This is a genomic window from Sporolactobacillus shoreae (assembly GCF_004684935.1).
In the GTDB taxonomy this organism is placed as follows: domain Bacteria; phylum Bacillota; class Bacilli; order Bacillales; family Sporolactobacillaceae; genus Sporolactobacillus; species Sporolactobacillus shoreae.
Genome location: NZ_SRJD01000030.1, coordinates 12,426 through 30,924 on the forward strand (window position 1 = coordinate 12,426; position 18,499 = coordinate 30,924).

Below are 18,499 nucleotides of genomic sequence, written 5' to 3' on the forward strand. Positions count from 1 at the left end.
TGACCGGTAGAAATCTGCTCCTCGAGGTTTACTAAATGTTAATTCCCATTTACGTATACTTTAATCCTACTTTTACTTCACCATCATGAAATATCTCGACAACAAATCCTGAAGATGGTGAAAATATCCAGGTATCAAAACTTACAGCAGTTACATCATCTATTACTTCAAGTACCTTATTTAAATCCGACTTGATTACGGGTAAAGTACCTTCGTCCCAAATAATATATACAGCTTTACTATAGTCACCAATGTTTTGATTTAAAAAAAAGATAATTTCGTCAACTGTATTCACATCAGCATAATTTGTTTCCTTATCCCATTTTATTCGCCCCCACTCGGTAATTGGAAAAGAACATTCAAAATCTCCTATTACTTCTTTTCTTTTATTATCAGATAGGACTCGTACATTTTCACCTAATGCTTCGATACACTCATCCAATAAACTCATTAAGTTCCCCTCTTATTTCAAATGTTTTATGAAGATCTATATAAAGACAAAGGGAATCATGATTTTTTGAGCATTAATCCTTTTACCTTGCGGAAATCTTCAATTTTATTCCATTAATTTCTTTAGCATAGTATCAACGAACCATTGAAGCTTTTGTCTATTCATATTTCTTTTCCCATACTTATAAACATATTTGCTTAGCAGATCCCAATTATTATAAGCAATGATCCATCGGAGTTCTTTTGAAAGTTGTAGTGAATGACTTTGCTGCTCACCTAAAACAAAATCGCTAATAAGTGATTCCAATTCATTGTAGTTAGTTTGCACTCATTGTTGAAATAGCTCTGAAGAAAGTATTTAAGTGTTTCCAATTTATCTTCCATAATCTCACTCACCTTAGTCAATGATTTTCTTTCCATAATCTTTTAGCAGATTTTCAATAAGAGAAGGGCTGTTTCCTTACTAGGTGCTTGCAGGATGTCACTAACCCGATTCCAGCTTTTTGTTTCAGATCTTTGATTTTAGCATTGAAATGTCATTATGCGATAAGCCAGAATTTTTTAGAGAGTTTATCAAATATTCATTTCTCACAAGATTTTTTGCAAAGTGACTATGAACAGAACTATCAAACTCCTTCCGTAATTGATTGAATTCTTCCCTGTCTCGTTTTGTGTTTTTATATTTTCAAAATATATATTCTCTAGAGCCATGTTATCACCCATTAATGTTCCGGAAAAATTAACGCTCGTTCTTCTCACTAATTCAGTTAACTACGAAAGAGAGGGAATAAAAGGCAGATACAAGTTGAAGAGAGAATGCCTATTTAACTGCGTTTATCGTGATGCAAAACGGATAAAAACTGCTAAAAATAAAATGGTGCCCTGCCAGAATTGATGATCTGGCAGGGTTGTTTTTACTATAATGAAGCTGTATTTTGATAATGATCGTTTTCATTCCAAATTATATTTTCGTGATCACATATATAGTCAATATAAAAACCTTGACAGACTAAGATTCCATCAAGGTCCTTTGATCAATTGTTTTTTTTAACTTCTTCAAGCCATGAATCAAAAATATCATCCGGCAATAACTCTTCGTCATTTGAATACACTAAATCATATCGATATTTGCCTTTCAAACTATTTAGTTTAACATTGTAATGCAACTTCATCTCGGTAGGCATTGCTCTATTAAATTCTTTACACTTTTTATGGATAAGTTTCAAGTCTTCATTTCCAATTTTTAGTAGATTTCTTTGTCTTTCTCTTGAAACATCATATATTATATTTTTCTGGCCTGTTAAGCCCGATGTTGCATCGTTTAATTGATGTTTATGAACAAATTTTCCATTAATTTTGTAGAAAACATCAAACACATACATTTTAGGTTCGTAAGAGCAATAAATATAAATATCGTCTGCTTTATTTTCAACATACTCTAAACAAATGCTGACCATATCCGTCTGGAGCTCAGAAAAATAGTCTTCAAAGGCTTGCTTCAAACTTATCACTCCTAATTTTCTAATCGAGGCATTTCAAAATACGACATATTTCCGGAGACACGGGATGCCGCCTGATTGACTTTTACCTGGGTCCATTCTCCAGCGACTTTGCCCACTTTTGTGGCGGTGCCGGAAGCCATGCTTCCAAGTTTAGCCACATCTGTTGCTTTGCCGACCTTGTCAATCCCTTTTGTGCCAATAACTGAAGTCACGATCGTGGCCACCGCATAGGTGATCCATCTGGACCGGGTATAGGCGTCGCCATGCACCATATTCCGTTCGAAGGAATCAGAGATCGACTGGGCAAGCAGCGCCGAAGTCAGATTCCAGTTTGAAAGGGCATCATAGATCCCCACAGAGGTTTGGATGGGGTGTTGAACCGTCTCGATGATGCCGAGGGCTGTATCCTTGACGGTGTCGATCAGCCCTTGACCAATGCCTCTTTCTATTTTGTTCTCCATTAATTTCATTTTCAGATCAAACGGGAGATGCACGAGGTCAGAGATACGGCTCAAGATTTTTCCGACCGTCTCGCACTGCTGGGAAATCATTTCTTTCGAGCGATAGTAGCCGGTTGCCAGCTCATCCTTAAGAAAAGGGACCTGGACAGAGGTTTGCCCGTCCAGATGTTTTTTGTTGATTGCACAGGGGGTACTCTGGTCAGTCTTTTATAAGTTCTTTATTTTGCGAATCAATTAGACTATCATTCATTCCTTACTTAATAATCTTAAACAAATCATAAAATAGGCAGTGTTCGACAGTTACTTGTGAGCCATACATTTCTACATCTTCCGGCATCTTCAAACCACATACAACTTCATTTAATTGTGAGTAAGTTAATCGTTGATATTTGTACTTTGAGAGTAACTCAATTACTTTATTCTCAATCCGTTCCTGGGATAAAGTATATGGTTGAAAATCTTGCCCATCTAGAACTGGTGAGTTTGAATATCTGGATTGTCAATCTCAAATTCATGTTGTATATAAAAAACGTTATAAATTTTTGAAATACCTATTATTGTTTGATAATTAAGCAGACATTGTCCTCCTTATATGGTTCAGTACTAAGGTATATCCTTACAGAAGGGGTGCCTGAAACATCTTCAACTGTAATATTCCTTGTAGTTTCTTTTTTCAAAATAGAGAGTAGTTCATCTAAAGCATCAATCTTAGTGTTTGATTTTTTACGAAAATAATCAAATTCTCTTTGAAAATAAATGCTTTTAATTAACTTTTTTATTGATTCTTCCATCTGCTTCTACTTGCCTATTTTTTTAACCATTCTTTTTGTTTCGGTACGATTATCCTATCGCACGTTTAAGTATGTTTATTAACATATGATTAAAGCTGTCGTAGGATTTTATAAAGTCTCCGCTCGGTTTGTCTAATTCAACAAATCTCTCTAGCGTTATATCAAATACAAACCAAGAAATGCCTGACTCACCAAAGAAAAGATAGTTCCCATTTTCCTTATATTCGTTCCTCCAAACAGAATTTGCTATTATAAAATCATTATTCTCATCTTCTGGATTTGTGCAATAAATGATAAATCCATCAAAATCTAAACCATTCCTAAGCTTTAAGAAATCCTCATATTCTGAAAACCATAAATCATTTTTAATATGACTGAACGTCCAATCCTTTAATCGGTCAATTTCTATTTTGTGCGCGGGTGCAACAATTTCATAGCCAACTGCTGATTCGATTTTTTTTACTTCACAAAGTAAGTTTTCCAGCACGATTATTCCTCTTTTCTAACTGTCTCAAACGGATAAATATATTTTTTTGGAATCGGCCATTTAAGTTCTATGGAATCCCCTTCTTGCATATGTCCGGTTTTAGCAATTTGATATTTTGTCAGTATCTTGTGATAAGGATGATTTTTTATTAATACTAAATTACTAAAGTTATTTGTTCCACCATCATCTAAAGGGAACTTATGATGAACATTATATCCCCTTGGGATTTTCCCTAATTTTAACATTGATATGTCACTATTTGATAGGCCAGAATTTTTAAGGAAGTTTATCAAATATTCATTTTTCACAATACTTTTTGCAAAGTTACTGCGAACTGAACTATCAAACTTCTTCCGTAATTGATTGAATTCTGCTCTGTCTCGTTTTGTGTATTTTATATTTTCAAAATATATATTTTCTAGAGTAATGTTATTTCCTTTTAACGTTCCGGAAAAACTATTAGTATCAAATGAGTACTCATGCTTAGATATGTTCTCTTCATTTGATGCATCACTTACTGTTCTTACCGACGCTTGCTGTAATAGGTTCCTAGCATTGTTTACCTGATCAAAAAAACTACTTTCTCTATTCCCTTTTGCTATTTTCGCCAGCTTGGCTTTGATCCCTGCAGTATTCACTACATTGTGATAGGGAAGGTAGTCCCCGCCTGCCAGGACCGGCTCCGAACCTAAACGAGGCATTTCAAAATGCGACATTTTGCCAGAAACACGGAATGCCGCCTGATTGACTTTTACCTGGGTCCATTCTCCGGCGACTTTGCCCACTTTTGTGGCGGTACCGGAAGCCATGCTTCCAAGCTTGGCTACGTCTGTTGCTTTGCCGACCTTGTCAATCCCTTTTGTGCCAACAACTAAAGTCGCGATCATGGCCACCTCATAGGTGATCCATTAATTTCATTTTCATATCAAATGGGAGATTGGCCGCATTCTCTTTTTCCATCCTTATACATAAAAATAAAAGAAACCATCATTCAATCAATGGTTTCTTTATGTTAGCTTTTTATAAATATTCTGCTCCTATTTTTCTGCTTTCCCAAACCAGTTAAAAATTGCTTGCCAATTGATGGTCATCATAATCTCTTCATGGATAATCACCTCAATTCTTTTCCCAGCGAAGTAGAAATTATCCTTTCAATTTATTAAGAAGATCCCTTAAAACAGACTGTGCGGCCTTCCCACTCTTGTTTAGCAGATTAACAATTTTACTCGTAATAATTTTTTTATTATCAATATTTAGTTTTGAGACATCTAAATTTCTTAATGAATCAGCACATGCTATCAGCAAATCATTATCATTAGTATTAATCAAAATCAGTAAACATTCTAGCTCGTATTTATTACCTAAATTGCCTAAACATTCCGCTAATTTAACTTTCCAATTAGCTTCTTTATGAGGCAATTCCTTATACAAATTTTTCCAATCTTCATCTTCAAAATTCTTAAGCATATCTTCAACAATAAATATACATTCATCGTACCAGTAATTCATTGGTATGTTATCTGTTAAATACTCATTTACCTTAGTAAACATATTATCCCCCTACTTTTGGCTAAATCCTTTTAACATACCAGTTGATCCTCCACCTGTAGGATAGCCGCTCGTAATATTATCTCCAATTTTAATTACCTCTATTTGTACACTATCTACCGTTAATCTGTGCAGGGTGGCACCATCACTCGGACGAACACCTATGGGCTTTGAACCTCCCACTCTTTTTATACTATCAATTATTTTTGTATCAGACCAATTTTCAGGGAATATAGTACTCTTTTTCAACTTCGATATATTTCCATCAAAAAATTGTTTTGTATATTGAATATCTCTTGTACCATCGGAGTTAACTTTGAGAGTTTCCACTGCAAATTTTGGATTATTATTGTTTATTATTGATGAGTGTCCTCCTTTTATCCTATTAGAATTACTTATGCGCTGTCCTTCTAAAATTTTCGATTCCATTTCGGGAGTGACCAGTGAATAATTTTTCAGTTTTACTTCACTGTTTTCCTTCCTTACTTTACTCGTACCCTCAGATATTTCCCTGATTTTTTTTGTCGAGGTCGATTGAATGAAATTTTCCACATGATTGATCTGATCAAAAAAACTACTTTCTCTATTCCCTTTTGCTATTTTCGCCAGCTTGGCTTTGATCCCTGCAGTATTCACTACATTGTGATAGGGAAGGTAGTCCCCGCCTGCCAGGACCGGCTCCGGACCTAAACGAGGCATTTCAAAATGCGACATTTTGCCAGAAACACGGAATGCCGCCTGATTGACTTTTACCTGGGTCCATTCTCCGGCGACTTTGCCCACTTTTGTGGCGGTACCGGAAGCTAGGCTTCCAAGTTTAGCCACGTCTGCTGCTTTGCCGACCTTGTCAATCCCTTTTGTTCCAATAACTGAAGTCACGATCGTGGCCACCGCATAGGTGATCCATCTGGATCGGGTATAGGCGTCGCCATGCACCATATTCCGTTCGTAGGAATCGGAAATCGACTGGGCAAGCAGCGCCGAGGTCAGATTCCAGTTTGAAAGGGCATCATAGATCCCCACAGAGGTTTGGATGGGGTGTTGAACCGTCTCGATGATGCCGAGGGCCGTATCCTTGACGGTGTCGATCAGCCCTTGACCAATGCCTCTTTCTATTTTGTTCTCCATTAATTTCAATTTCAGATCAAACGGGAGACTGGCCTCGGCCTCTTTTTCCATCCTCGCTTCTCTCTGCTTTTGCCCTTCGTTGTACAACTGATAGGCTTTACTGGCATGAAAGGCCTCCGCATTAAAATGCATCGGCTGGACATCGGCCCCTTGACGCGTTGCGTGGATCAGTTCGCCATACAGAGAAGCGACGCGCGGAAGGCCTTCGGTGGCCTTCTGATATTCTGCGGTGAGATGCTGATCGAGTTCGCGGACATCCGTGGCCATCTTGCGCCGCTCATCCTCCGCCTGGTCCAGAGCCTGATCCACGGCGTGGTTGGAAAACAGAGTGAGCGGTACGAGGTCAGAGATACGGCTCAGGATTTTTCCGACTGCCTCGCGTTGCTGGGTAATCATTTCTTTTGAGCGATAGTAGCCGGTGGCCAGATCATCCTCAAGAAAAGGGACCTGGACAGAAGTTTGCTCGTCCAGATGCTTTTTGTTGATTGCACCGGGGATACTCCGGTAGTAGGCAATCTGCTGATCGACCAGATCAAGCCAGGTATCAACAACGTCAGCCTGCGCACGGTAAAATTGTTTGATCGCATCAGCCCCTTTGCCCTGGAAATCCTTGCCGAGGCCGGTGATCTGCTGGAATGCCGTCTTTAAGTCCTGAAACTGGGCTTTCAGCGTCTCATAGTCTTTAGCACGGGCTTGGGCTGCCGTGATCAGTGTCCGGACTTCCAAGATTCGGGTGTCCCCTGAACCACCTAGATTTATTCTCATTGGATCACCTCGTCCTGCCTTTTCAGCAGGCTGATGTTGGCTTGGGTATCCGTGATATTTTTATGGAGACCGGCAAGATACTCAGAAAGGAGTTTTCGCATCTGAGCCTCGCCATCCTGCCAGACCCCAGTGACCATCAGATGATTTTTTCCGTGAGACGGAGGGGAAGGAAGAGACAGCCGATTAAGGGTACGTTCTGCTTCATCCATTCGGACATCGACCGCATCTTTATGAAGCTCAATTTCGTACATCTGCTACATCCGCCTCCTGATTTGTACCAGTTGATGATCAAAAGCATCCAAACCTTTTTTACCCTGAGTGAGCAGGGATTCGGCACCCTTAGCCATAGCCCCGATGGTCTGAAGGTTGTTCCCCTCCTGCTGCAGCTCGGAAATTTTCTCATCAATCTGTCGCTGATACATGGCGATGTCATGATTCAAATGACTTTTCATCGCGTCCCGTGCGTCATCCCGTTGACGATTAAAGGCGTGGGCACGGGATCCTTCCCATTCCCTGCCCATCTCGGGGTTCAGTAAAAGGCGGAGATCATGTAACCCCGCTTCAGCCGATTTATTTGATCGTCCAGATCAGCCGAACGATGAGCCAGCGTACGGAAAATAGATTCCAGTACGTCCGATCTCCCCATAATTTCGTATCTCCCTTCATCTGGATTTGATCCAAAAGCCAAAATCCGTCCCATTTTAAATGGCATCTTTTCCTGTATTATAGAAATCTGGAAAAGTTCTGAACACGGCCGTTATGCCTAAAAATCCGGAATATGAGGCCTGTTAAGGGCGATTCTGTCTTTTTCGACAAAAAACACCCTGCCTTTTTCCCTACACCAATTAGAAAAGGGCAACAGTTGGCCGGGTTTCTGATGCTGCTTCTTGATGTTCCGCTTAGTCATTTCCTGTGTCACCACATTACTCGGTTTCTCACTATTTATCATTATTTTTTGTTGCAAATGCATCAAAAATAGGCTAAATTTAACATATTCCATAATTGTTGTATTTACAATAAAATACGTGCAAAGGAGTTAATGATGAAGGAAATTCTCCGTGAAATTGGAATAATTGCCAGAGCACTAGATTCTATAAGTAATATAGAATTTAAAGACTATGAACTTACAAAAGGACAGTATTTGTACCTTGTGCGAATATGTGAAAATCCAGGAATCATTCAAGAAAAGTTAGCTGAGCTAATCAAAGTGGATCGAACAACAGCAGCTCGTGCTATTCAAAAACTTGAAATGAATGGGTTTATTGAGAAGAAAGACGATGAACAGAATAAAAAAATAAAAAAACTCTTTCCAAAAGAGAAAGGAAAAAAGATTTATCCATTTATTAAGCGAGAAAATGATTATTCCAATTCCGTTGCATTAGCTGGATTTTCCGAAACAGAAGCGGAGACTATTTTCAATCTCCTTCAAAGAATAAGAAAAAATGTAGAAAAGGACTGGGAATTTGTAAAAAAAGGGAACAAGAGAAATTATTGATACATAAAAGGAGCGACCGATCAAAATGACAATAAATATAAAAAAATGCTGTCGTGAAGACTTACCAATACTCCAAGAAATAAGTATTGAAACATACGACAAAACATTTCAAGATCAGAATTCACCTGAAAATATGAAAGCCTACTTGGAAAGAGCATTTAACGTTAAACAATTGGAAAAAGAATTGTCTGATTCCTCTTCAGAATTCTTTTTCATCTATCTCAATAAAGAACTTGCTGGATATTTAAAGGTAAACATTAATGATGCCCAATCTGAAAAAATGGGTGATGAATCACTTGAAATTGAGAGAATTTATATAAGATACACGTTTCAAAGGAAAGGGCTTGGAAAATATCTCATAAACAAAGCGATGGAGATAGCGAGAAGTCAAAACAAAAAGAATATCTGGCTAGGCGTTTGGGAAGAAAATGAGAACGCCATTGATTTTTATAAAAAAATTGGTTTTGTCCAAAGTGGAGCTCACTCTTTTTATATGGGTGACGAGGAACAAACTGATCTAATAATGAAAAAAACACTTGTTTGAGTTCAGAAGAATAACGGGGCAATGGAGTGTTAGTTTTCGTACGGTTACGATGTTCGGGGCGTATTAGAGGCGGCTTCGGTTCATATCAATATTCAATTCGAAACCGGTGATGATCATGCGATTGTCGCGATGGTGGAGAATGGAATCGGTATCAGTGTCATGTCTGAACTCGCATTGCAAGGGCAAAGCCAAAATGTTACAGTTGTCGAATTAGAAGACAGACCCACGCGATCACTTGGGCTGGCACTCGCTTCGATGAAACACGCAGTACCAGCGGCAAAACGGTTTATCGAACATACCCAAAAATGGCTGGATGGAGAGTGAGTATATCGGCAATCAATTTCATAGATCATAGACGTGAATGCGAATGACCAATAATGGTCGGCAAAAGAGTCTGAATAAAACTTAGGTGATTAGTCATTCACTTTTATATGAGAGAAATCAAGTTTAAAAAAGTCAGAATAATTATCAATCTGGTAATCAGCTACTCTGGACTGACCTTGAAAAATACAAGTTGCGATACCCAATTCTTTTGCGGGTATTAGATCTAATTCCCTATCACCAATCGCTAAATCAAGATGGTATTTTTTATGTAGGTAAAGATACGCTGAGGGGTTGGGTTTACGGGGAAATCCATCATCAAAAGTCACCATATCAACAAAATGTTTCTCCCATCCATAAAATTTTGAGATTGATAAAACTCCTGCTTTGCGTTTATGAGTCATAATCACATTTTTATCTGCATATTTTAAGACCTCCTCGACGCCTTGAAATGGATATATGTCCCTTGGAGAAATACTCTTTTTTAAAAAGCTTATTTTTTCTTTTTGCTTAGGAGAAATCTTGTAGTAATCGATTGTGTGCAAATAGGAAATCTTTAGGTTATTGTATATTTCTTGTTTATCGACAGTACTCCCTAATACCTTAGAGATGATACTTGTATAAACTGGATAGGTATCAAATAATGTTCCATCAAAGTCCCATAAAATATTCACTTTGAGAACCTCCAAGATTTAGTTTTGTAATGAGTTTAACATATGAAGGATATTCACGCATTTATTGGTTCAATGTGAGAATAGGTTAAGAATGTTCCCGCTCATTATTGTGTTGCTTTTTCTTACTCAAGTCTGACTATTGGACATTCTTGCCACGGTTATAGCCTCGCCTTCCGGACTGTATTTAAACGAAAAGCCGGCAGCTGTAACATAGTCTACAAAAGTATGCAGCTAATGTGAGACGAGCGGTAACCGAAGGGCTGAGAATTTGGACCAGCCGAGATTATTTCAAGCAGCATCCGGAAATTGCTGTTCAGTTATTATCGAAATTAAACGATGATGAAAGTGAATATGTTCGAAAATCTGTGGGTAACGCCCTTAAGGACATAAGTAAAAAGCATGAGAAACTAGTCATTAACGAACTGGAACAATGGGATTTAAGTAAAAAGACAATCAACCAAGTGTACAAATATGCGATGAAGTATATCCAAAAAAAAGGAGGGCACGCCCTCTAAAAAATAAGCTGAGATTAAATTTATTGTTTAATCAAATTAGGCTGCATGAGTACGAGATCCCTGTTGGAAAGCGATCGAGAGACCTAAAAGCCAACTTTGAAGGGAAATCTTGGTTCATCAATGATAGCGAAGACTTATTTGCTAAAAAGCGCAAGAACTTCCTCAGTCGTACGCACTTTGCCGATTCTCGGAAAGATATAGGAAATGCAGTGGTCATGTTCTTCCTTAGTCGATGCAGTCATCGCATCCTCGACAAAGATTTGCTCATAACCGCGAGTATACGCTTCCCGTGCCGTTGTATCGACGCCAATTCCCGTTGAAATGCCGCATAGTACGATCGTCTCAATCCCACGGCGGCGCAACTGCAAGTCGAGATCGGTACCATAAAATGCGCCCCATTGTCGTTTGGTTATTCGATGGCTGCTCTGAAAAACATCCAGCTCAGGTACATAATGATCCCATCCGTCAGGAAATCCAGATACGGATTGACTTGAATCAGTTTGTGGAACAAACCAATCTTTTCCATCTAGAGAAGAGACCCGCACAAGTGCGACGAAAGCGCCGTTTTCCGTAAACGTTTTAACAAGTTTCGCCGAATTTTCAACAACTTGCGCACTTGTATAGGGCGTGCGCTTACTAGCCACAATCCCCTTTTGCAAGTCGATAACTACCAAAGCTACTTTATCTACGTTCATTCTCATTTCTCCTACGTGTTGCGCGCGATCCGCATGTGTGGCGAGTCGCCGATAGACGCGCCAATAAACCCACAATCCATTCATAAGTAGCAGTGCGGCTGTAACGAAAAATACCGCGCGAATACTGAGCCATGCGGCAATCTGGCCACCAAAAACGGATCCTCCGAAAACGCCTAAGTACATGGCGGACATACTAAAACCGAATACGCGTCCCGTCAGCGCGGTTGGGGTAATTTTTCGAATCATAATGTTCACTGACGGCATGAGTCCGCCGGCAGTCAGACCGAACAAGAATCGAAGAGCGATTAATTGCCAAGGCGCGGTGACAAAGCCTTGCGGAATAAAAAGCAGTCCGGCCATGCATAGGGCAATGACCATAACCTTTTCCGGACCAATCCGGTCAGACAGCTTTCCTAAGCGCGGCGCGGCGATGATATTCGCCAATCCTGAAGCTGAAAAGGCAAGTCCGGCCAACAGTGCAAGATGACTACTGTGGACATTTTTGCTATAATATTCGGTTGGACTGACGCCTTCTGATTTTTTAAAGAGCCGGCTAAAATAAAATTCATCGACAAAGCCAAGTAAATGGGCCATTTGCTTAATCGTATGATCACCCTCAAGAAGCAGTTCCTTCGCCTTGTCCATTTTCATTTTGTTAAAATAAGAGATGACGGAGCAACCGGTGCTTTCTTTAAAGATCCTGGTGACGTAAGTGGGTGATAGCTCGACAAGTTCGGATAATTCCTCCAGGGTAATGTGCCGGGACAAATTCTCCTGCATATAGGCGACGATCGTCTCGACCTTAAGCGAGCTCGCAAAATTTCGATTTTGTTTCTTGATGTTTTCAACGATGGCCATGAGCAGCTCTTGAAGAAGTGTTCGGGCGGCAAAGGGGTAGCCGGGCTTTTTTGCGGACCAACAGGCAGTCAGGCGTCGAAAGAACGCTTCCACCTCGTGGTAATCGATTAATTCTCTTCCCATTTTCCTCATCAATTTGTTCGTGCCATCATGGATGGTCCACTGGTTTTGATTCCATTCCACCTCTGCGTAGCTAAAATGAACCGATAAAAAACCACCTTGCCCGGATATAGCCTCAAACGTATGATGGAGCCCGGGACTAATGTAGAAAAGCATGCCTTTTTTAATCGAATAATGTCGTTGATTGATTGTAACGGTTCCGGAGCCACCCGTAAAAAGAATGAGTTCGTGGTGGGACAGCGTACGGCTAATCCTTCGCGGTGGCTGCCCCTCTTCATCAAACAATCTACTGTTACAATAATGAATATGGAAAAAAAGTTGATCCGGTAGCATTGCATCGCCAGCTTCCCAATGTATCGCTTCATGATGACGTTCGTGAATGGACTACAGCACAAATATGCCCATAAGAAATAGCTGAATCATTTTGCGTGCGGGACCAGTCATGTTTTAGTATGGCTCTTCAAATGAAAGACGTAAAAAGGATAACAGAATACAGGAGCAGCAGCACCGCCAGATAAGCACCACCGAATACCGATTGACGTGCCAGGGAAAGATGCTTGCGCTTGATCAGGAATAGAATGAAGAAAAGGATCAGATGAATCAGGATAATTGGTGTATAGAGCACCACAAAGGTGAGCGGTACGATACCTTCACTGTCTGTGCTGAAGGCGGCAACGATGATGGTTACATAATAAAGCGGAACGGAAAGCACATGGACCAGCGTGTAACTCCAAAATAATGAAAGATACGGTTTCATCGAGGACCCTCTCTCATCCGTCATAATACTGACATTATACCTGAACCCTAATCAAAAGTGGTGAATTGAGAAGAGAGACGGAAAGGTATTTCCGATTCACACACCTGCGGGTCAGGCACAAAACCGGATTTTTACCAGTTGCCGTGTTATAGTCATAGTGATGAAGGATTATTGAGGAGGCATGTTTGATGAGTAAGATAAAGATCGGAAAAAGCCAGGTCGAGACAGCACCGCTGGGACTAGGTACAAACAAGGTCGGCGGACACAATTTGTTTCCCAACTTATCGGAGTCAGACGGCCTAGAGACGGTTCGTGCAGCTCTCGAATCCGGGATTCAACTGCTTGATACAGCTTTTATGTATGGTAAAGGGCGCTCCGAGGAATTAATCGGCGAAGTCATTGCCGACTTTCCAAGGGATCAAGTGATCATTGCCGACAAAGCGGCCCATGACTTCTCCAGCGGCGAAATGGTACTGAATAATGAGCCGCAATTTCTGAAAAAATCGGTGGATGATGCACTCAAACGATTGAAAACAGATTATATTGATATTTTTTATATTCATTTTCCTGATGAAAAGACGCCAAAGAGTGAGGCGGTCGGCGCTCTTCAGGAACTAAGGGAAGCAGGGAAAATACGGGCGATCGGAATTTCCAACTTCACGCCTGAGCAGGTTAAAGAAGCAAATAAGGATGGCTATGTTGATGTTGTCGAAAATTACTACAGCCTGATTCACCGTGATGAGGAAGAAAGGTTATTTCCGTATTTAAGGGACGCGCACATTTCTTTTGTCCCGTACTTCCCGCTTGAGTCAGGACTACTTACCGGCAAGTACACCAAAGACTCGACTTTTGCTGAAAATGATCCGCGCAGCAAAAGTGAGAAGTTCACGGGTAAAGCGTTCCAAAGCACAATGAAGGCGGTTGACACGCTCCGTCCGATTGCGCGTCAGCACCATGTGGGTGTGCTCCAGATTGTGCTGGCGTGGTATCTGGCCAATCCTGATTTGACCGCAGTGATTCCAGGCGCCCGTAATGCCGGTCAGGTTCCGGGAATTGCGCAATCAGCCGAAGTCAAACTCTCAAAAGATGAATACGACCGCATCAGCCGAAACTTCTTGGCTGTGTGATGGGATTTTTCTGAAATGATACCGAAAAATCAAAAAAAGAGTGCCTGAGTGGCACTCTTTTTTTGAGTGAAGGTCGGTTCATTCAAGCTTTACATCCATTTTAAGTTAATGAAGCTTTTCCATAATTTCTTCAACTCTGAGTGGATTAAATCCAGGATGGCTGAGCGTTTTCAAAAGAAGGATCAGTTTTAAATTAATTAATCTTAACAAAACAAATAAAATTAGTTGGAATTCCTCTTGCTTTTAGTCAGTTTGTTATGTAATATTTGTATTACAGTTAATAATTTAATATTTCTTATCAAGAGTGGCGGAGGGACTGGCCCAATGAAACCCGACAACCAGCATTCTGAAAAGATTGTATGGTGTTAATTCCAGCAGATCTAATCTGAGAGATAAGAGAACATAGTGCCCAGAAATAAAAAAGCACAAAGCCGTTTTCTTATTAAGGAGAACGGCTTTTTTGTATCTTGTAATCTTCAAGATTAGGAAAATCAGGAAGGAGGATAGACGGATTGTAGGATGATCACTTGTTTTTAAAAAATTTTAATATAGGAGTTGTCATAGTATGAACAAAAAAACATTGATTATTACGCTCTCTGCGTTAGCTATTGCGATTAACGTTGTTGCTGGAACAGTTGTTGGAAATTTGAAGATCCCATTTTTATTTCTGGATGCACTGGGAACTATTTTCATCGCTGCTTCTTTTGGACCTTATTGGGGCGCTTCGGTTGGCATCGTCACCAATTTAGTATTAGGCGTAACCAATGGATATACAGAAATCCCGTTTGCTATTGTTAATGGAGTGATCGGCTTGATTGTCGGTTTGCTGGCTACTAAAAAGGGGTACACTTTGAAGATTGCTGTGTTATCAGGGATTATTGTCGGATTTGTCGCGCCGGTGATCGGAACGATAATCGCCGTTTTTTTATTTGGCGGACTGACCGGAGGAGGACAGGACGCATTCGTTCTCTTCTTTAAACAGACGGGTGCCAGCCTATTTACTTCCGCTTTTATACCGCGACTAATCGATAACATCATCGATAAAAATATATCTGCCATTCTGGTTTATTTCGTGATCAGGTCAATTCCTGCGTCTATATTAGGGAAGCCAGAAAAGACGGCTCAAACGATTGCAACTGCCGGAGAAAATAAGATCAATGGATAAAAGAAGTAAAAAAATAATTATTACATCAAATTGTGTATTAAATCAAAATGCTGTGGTACGTGATGAAGCTCGAAGACCGGGCATTATGAAAGAGGCTGTGAACTGGATTGATGCGAATGACTGGGGAATTGTCCAACTCCCTTGTCCTGAGTTACATTTTCTCGGCTTGGATAGACCCCCAATGACTGTGGAGCAGTACGATACACCTGAATTTCATGAGAGTAACCGCAGTTTGTTGGAACCTGTGATCAAACAGTTAAAAGAATATCAGAATCATGGATATGAAATTGTAGGGGGCATAGGTATTTCGGGCAGTCCTTCGTGTGATCCAGGAAGAGGTGTCTTTATGAACGATCTAAGAGAGCTGGCGGATAAACAGGGTGTGGTGATTAATTTCTTTTGGCAAATCCCGAACACGCCAGAAGGAGAATTTAACCCTCAAAATAAGAGAAGCATTTTTGGCGCTTTCTCGAAACGAAGTGATAATGAGCATGATCAAAGTTAATCATGTTTCATTTTCTTATCCAGGTTCTAACAGAAATGCCTTGAAAGATGTAAGCCTGACGATACATGAAAATGAATTTGTCGCTCTATTAGGACCTAATGGCTCAGGAAAATCTACATTGTCGATGTTCTTGAATGGAATAGAGATTCCTGATCAGGGAGAGGTCCTTGTTGATGGGATTAAAACAAGTGATGAAATGCATCTTCCGGCCATTAGAAGGAAAGTACAAATCGTTTTTCAGAATCCAGAAAATCAGCAAGTTGGGATCACCGTTTTTGAAGACATTGCCTTTGGCTTATCAAATATTGGATTTCCGACTGACCAAATGGAAGAGAAGGTCCATTTAGTACTAAATTTAGTAAATTTAAATGTACCTCTGGATAGGGAAGTTGCAAACCTGTCAGGTGGGGAAAAACAGAAACTGGCACTAGCTTCTGTCCTTGCATTAGAGCCCGAATATTTGATTCTGGACGAATCTACGTCGATGCTTGATCCTTTTTCCGCCAGATATTTTCTCACTGCTTTGAAACAGGCAAGACGAAAGCTATCTTTTGCCTTAATTTATATTACACATCATCTGCAGGAAATTGAAGAAGCGGATCGGGTATTTCTTTTTAATGACGGTAGTCTTTTGAAGGGTTGTACTTTGGAAGAACTTTATCAAGATTCTACTTCATTAGAAATCTGCAAGCTGAAAATGCCTTACTTCAGGCATCTCGGTCTCTTGATTAAGGAACAAGGAGTTGACGTGCTTAAACATGCCAATGAGCTTGAAGAACTGGGGCTGTTGTGATGAATATCGAGTTAGAGAATGTTTCTTTTGGCTACACAAAACATACAACACTATTAAAAAATATCTCAATTAGAATAAAGCAGGGAGAGATGATCGCGATTGCCGGGAAGTCAGGAGCCGGTAAAACGACACTAACCAAAATTTTAAAAGGATTTAATTTGCCTACGTCTGGAAAATTGTTATTAGATGGTGTACTTCCTGTTAAAAAAAACAGAAAGAGATTCAATGAGATAGGCTATGTTTTTCAATATCCTGAGCACCAATTGTTTTCGGTAACGGTCTTTAAAGATATTTCCTTCGGATTGGAACAATATCATTACCCTGAAGTGAAGAAGAAAGAAAGAATCTCAGAGGCAATGCATTCGGTTGGTCTCGACTTTGAACGTTTTGTTTCCAAGAGTCCTCTGGAATTAAGTGGAGGGGAAAAAAGAAGAGTTGCAATTGCAGGTGTAATAGTAAATAGTCCATCTGTAATTATTTTAGATGAACCGAGTGCTGGCTTAGACAGTGATGCGCGTGATCAGTTATTCCATCTTCTGCACAGATTAAACGTTGAGAAAAGAACAACGATCATCTGGGTAAGTCATTACCCAGACGAAATCATTCAATACGCTTCGCGGTTGCTGGTCATTGATAGGGGATCGATTTTGTCTGATGGAAATCCTTTGGATTTATTGGCAAAGAAAGTTCTAACAGACGCTTTTGGATGGAGTGAGGTGCCTGTGATCAAGACGTATCAATTTATTAAGGAAAAATACTCTGTCAAGATAAAAGAACCATGGAATCTGCAAATGGTCTCCAGAATTTTAACTCGGGAATTAAAGAATAATAAATGTTTGGGGAAGACATAATGGAAGCGAGCAGCTACCTAATTTATCAAAAAAAAGATTCGTTGATTGAAAAGTGGGATCCGCGTATAAAAATTGTTTGTTCGATTCTGCTGACAGTCAGCTTATTGATCAGTCATTCAATAATCATAAAAAGTTTAATGGTTCTGCTTCTAGTAGTGCTTTGGGGTATGGCTAAGTTGTCATGGAAAATTTTCTTGATAACCGTTTTTTCTCTAACAATATTTTTTCTCTCAACAATGATATATAATGTTTTTCTGACGAAAAGCATGGGGCCATCTATTCAAGTTTTAAGTTTAGTATTACCTATAAGCGGTTTGCAGAGTGGGTTCTTAATGTGTGAGCAAATTTTAGGGGTAATTCTTGCTCTATCATTGCTTGTCAGAACAACATCCCCAATTCAGCTTTCAGAGGCAGTAGAGCAAATACTTACACCATTAAAAAAATTAAAGATGCCAATTCATGAATTGACTCTGATGTTTTCTATTTCAATTCGGTATCTTCCTCTTTTAATGGAAGAATTCGAAAATATTAAACGCTCGCAAATGTCTCGGGGTGGAGATCTTTACGAAAGAGGTCTACTCTCAAAGGTTAAGGGACTATTCCCTATCATTATGCCTTTATTCATTTCTTCGATTTTCAGAGCAAAGGACTTAGCCATCGCAATGGAGTCAAGATGCTACCACGGAGATGAGAATAGAACGCCTATTCATATTTACCAGGTGCGAATCACAGATTATTGTGTCCTTCTTGTTACGATTATAATTCTTTTCCTTACTTTATACTCAAGATTGTATTTAAAGGAATAAATTAATAGTTTAAGTGTTATTGATGCCTGATTTTAGCCGAAAGTTGACGGGATTGCCTGTCCAATAAGTGCCAGCTATAATGTCCGTAGGACTTTATAGCTGGCATTTATTTTGCGAAAGGAAAAGGGTATCCCTTCACCG

General features: G+C 39.8%; 23 protein-coding genes, 2 pseudogenes and 1 riboswitch. Of the genes and pseudogenes, 10 read left to right on the forward strand and 15 right to left on the reverse strand.

All coding sequences use genetic code 11. From position 1 onward, the window contains the following. Positions 1 to 49 precede the first annotated feature (49 nt). The 11 genes from E4665_RS16530 to E4665_RS18245 all read right to left on the reverse strand — a co-directional run bounded on the left by E4665_RS16530 (position 50) and on the right by E4665_RS18245 (position 7,832). On the reverse strand, positions 50 to 451 hold the full coding sequence (locus E4665_RS16530; protein WP_135349911.1) for a CDI toxin immunity protein: 402 nt from the start codon (positions 449 to 451) through the stop codon (positions 50 to 52). Between the two features lie 1,033 nt (positions 452 to 1,484). Beyond that, positions 1,485 to 1,952 carry a DUF600 domain-containing protein gene (locus tag E4665_RS16535; RefSeq protein ID WP_241654932.1) on the reverse strand — a complete coding sequence of 156 codons (468 nt, stop codon included), beginning with the start codon at positions 1,950 to 1,952 and terminating at the stop codon, positions 1,485 to 1,487. A gap of 11 nt (positions 1,953 to 1,963) precedes the next feature. Continuing rightward, a complete protein-coding gene (locus E4665_RS16540) occupies positions 1,964 to 2,467 on the reverse strand; it encodes a hypothetical protein (RefSeq protein WP_135349912.1) in 504 nt (167 codons plus the stop codon). 500 nt (positions 2,468 to 2,967) lie between these two features. Further along, complete coding sequence (locus tag E4665_RS16545) at positions 2,968 to 3,204, reverse strand: hypothetical protein (protein WP_135349913.1); 237 nt, start codon at positions 3,202 to 3,204, stop codon at positions 2,968 to 2,970. 49 nt (positions 3,205 to 3,253) lie between these two features. Further along, complete coding sequence (locus E4665_RS16550) at positions 3,254 to 3,691, reverse strand: YrhA family protein (protein WP_135349914.1); 438 nt, start codon at positions 3,689 to 3,691, stop codon at positions 3,254 to 3,256. Between the two features lie 2 nt (positions 3,692 to 3,693). Beyond that, positions 3,694 to 4,578, reverse strand: a complete 885-nt coding sequence (locus tag E4665_RS18585) for an HNH endonuclease signature motif containing protein (protein WP_241654934.1) — start codon at positions 4,576 to 4,578, stop codon at positions 3,694 to 3,696. 256 nt (positions 4,579 to 4,834) lie between these two features. Beyond that, the gene (locus tag E4665_RS16560) at positions 4,835 to 5,242 is read right to left on the reverse strand and encodes a hypothetical protein (protein ID WP_135349915.1); all 408 of its coding nucleotides are present in this window, start codon (positions 5,240 to 5,242) and stop codon (positions 4,835 to 4,837) included. 9 nt (positions 5,243 to 5,251) lie between these two features. Beyond that, on the reverse strand, positions 5,252 to 7,132 hold the full coding sequence (locus E4665_RS16565) for a T7SS effector LXG polymorphic toxin (protein ID WP_135349916.1): 1,881 nt from the start codon (positions 7,130 to 7,132) through the stop codon (positions 5,252 to 5,254). Beyond that, complete coding sequence (locus tag E4665_RS16570) at positions 7,129 to 7,383, reverse strand: DUF5344 family protein (protein ID WP_135349917.1); 255 nt, start codon at positions 7,381 to 7,383, stop codon at positions 7,129 to 7,131. The genes E4665_RS16565 and E4665_RS16570 overlap by 4 nt, the downstream gene beginning before the upstream one ends. Before the next feature lie 3 nt (positions 7,384 to 7,386). Beyond that, complete coding sequence (locus tag E4665_RS16575; protein ID WP_135349918.1) at positions 7,387 to 7,653, reverse strand: hypothetical protein; 267 nt, start codon at positions 7,651 to 7,653, stop codon at positions 7,387 to 7,389. A gap of 8 nt (positions 7,654 to 7,661) precedes the next feature. Then, the gene (locus E4665_RS18245) at positions 7,662 to 7,832 is read right to left on the reverse strand and encodes a hypothetical protein (RefSeq protein ID WP_167815235.1); all 171 of its coding nucleotides are present in this window, start codon (positions 7,830 to 7,832) and stop codon (positions 7,662 to 7,664) included. A 342-nt stretch (positions 7,833 to 8,174) separates the two neighbouring features. On the opposite strand from E4665_RS18245, the gene E4665_RS16580 reads away from it, so the two are divergent. From E4665_RS16580 to E4665_RS16590, 3 genes and pseudogenes are all read left to right on the forward strand, one after another. Next, positions 8,175 to 8,627, forward strand: a complete 453-nt coding sequence (locus tag E4665_RS16580; protein ID WP_135349919.1) for a MarR family winged helix-turn-helix transcriptional regulator — start codon at positions 8,175 to 8,177, stop codon at positions 8,625 to 8,627. Positions 8,628 to 8,652: 25 nt separating this feature from the next. Continuing rightward, positions 8,653 to 9,171, forward strand: coding sequence for a spermidine/spermine N(1)-acetyltransferase (gene paiA / locus E4665_RS16585; protein ID WP_135349920.1), 519 nt, complete (start codon positions 8,653 to 8,655; stop codon positions 9,169 to 9,171). Positions 9,172 to 9,225: 54 nt separating this feature from the next. After that, positions 9,226 to 9,495: pseudogene (locus E4665_RS16590) on the forward strand (LysR family transcriptional regulator substrate-binding protein); the annotation flags it as partial. An 89-nt stretch (positions 9,496 to 9,584) separates the two neighbouring features. Here E4665_RS16590 and E4665_RS16595 read toward each other — a convergent pair. After that, positions 9,585 to 10,166: an HAD hydrolase-like protein gene (locus E4665_RS16595; RefSeq protein WP_135349921.1), complete on the reverse strand. Its 582-nt coding sequence runs from the start codon at positions 10,164 to 10,166 to the stop codon at positions 9,585 to 9,587. Between the two features lie 236 nt (positions 10,167 to 10,402). Between E4665_RS16595 and E4665_RS16600 the strand changes: the two genes are divergently transcribed. Next, positions 10,403 to 10,681: a DNA alkylation repair protein gene (locus E4665_RS16600; RefSeq protein ID WP_135349922.1), complete on the forward strand. Its 279-nt coding sequence runs from the start codon at positions 10,403 to 10,405 to the stop codon at positions 10,679 to 10,681. A gap of 134 nt (positions 10,682 to 10,815) precedes the next feature. Here E4665_RS16600 and E4665_RS16605 read toward each other — a convergent pair whose 3' ends face one another. From E4665_RS16605 to E4665_RS16615, 3 genes and pseudogenes are all read right to left on the reverse strand, one after another. After that, on the reverse strand, positions 10,816 to 11,376 hold the full coding sequence (locus E4665_RS16605) for a hydrolase (protein WP_135349933.1): 561 nt from the start codon (positions 11,374 to 11,376) through the stop codon (positions 10,816 to 10,818). A 30-nt stretch (positions 11,377 to 11,406) separates the two neighbouring features. Beyond that, a pseudogene (locus E4665_RS16610) lies at positions 11,407 to 12,687 on the reverse strand (MFS transporter); the annotation flags it as partial. A 127-nt stretch (positions 12,688 to 12,814) separates the two neighbouring features. Then, entirely contained in the window at positions 12,815 to 13,111 is a 297-nt protein-coding gene (locus tag E4665_RS16615; protein WP_135349923.1) for a hypothetical protein, read from the reverse strand. Positions 13,112 to 13,299: 188 nt separating this feature from the next. On the opposite strand from E4665_RS16615, the gene E4665_RS16620 reads away from it, so the two are divergent. The 6 genes from E4665_RS16620 to E4665_RS16645 all read left to right on the forward strand — a co-directional run bounded on the left by E4665_RS16620 (position 13,300) and on the right by E4665_RS16645 (position 18,358). After that, a complete protein-coding gene (locus tag E4665_RS16620; protein WP_135349924.1) occupies positions 13,300 to 14,238 on the forward strand; it encodes an aldo/keto reductase in 939 nt (312 codons plus the stop codon). A gap of 292 nt (positions 14,239 to 14,530) precedes the next feature. Beyond that, a riboswitch (SAM riboswitch) is annotated at positions 14,531 to 14,637 on the forward strand. 166 nt (positions 14,638 to 14,803) lie between these two features. Further along, positions 14,804 to 15,403: a CD3073 family putative ECF transporter S component gene (locus tag E4665_RS16625; protein WP_135349925.1), complete on the forward strand. Its 600-nt coding sequence runs from the start codon at positions 14,804 to 14,806 to the stop codon at positions 15,401 to 15,403. Further along, positions 15,396 to 15,908, forward strand: coding sequence for a CD3072 family TudS-related putative desulfidase (locus E4665_RS16630; RefSeq protein WP_135349926.1), 513 nt, complete (start codon positions 15,396 to 15,398; stop codon positions 15,906 to 15,908). Before E4665_RS16625 ends, E4665_RS16630 begins: the two co-directional genes overlap by 8 nt. After that, positions 15,895 to 16,701: an ATP-binding cassette domain-containing protein gene (locus tag E4665_RS16635; RefSeq protein WP_135349927.1), complete on the forward strand. Its 807-nt coding sequence runs from the start codon at positions 15,895 to 15,897 to the stop codon at positions 16,699 to 16,701. The genes E4665_RS16630 and E4665_RS16635 overlap by 14 nt, the downstream gene beginning before the upstream one ends. Then, on the forward strand, positions 16,701 to 17,552 hold the full coding sequence (locus E4665_RS16640) for an energy-coupling factor ABC transporter ATP-binding protein (RefSeq protein ID WP_135349928.1): 852 nt from the start codon (positions 16,701 to 16,703) through the stop codon (positions 17,550 to 17,552). The genes E4665_RS16635 and E4665_RS16640 overlap by 1 nt, the downstream gene beginning before the upstream one ends. Then, positions 17,552 to 18,358, forward strand: a complete 807-nt coding sequence (locus tag E4665_RS16645) for an energy-coupling factor transporter transmembrane component T family protein (RefSeq protein WP_135349929.1) — start codon at positions 17,552 to 17,554, stop codon at positions 18,356 to 18,358. The genes E4665_RS16640 and E4665_RS16645 overlap by 1 nt, the downstream gene beginning before the upstream one ends. Positions 18,359 to 18,499: the final 141 nt, after the last annotated feature.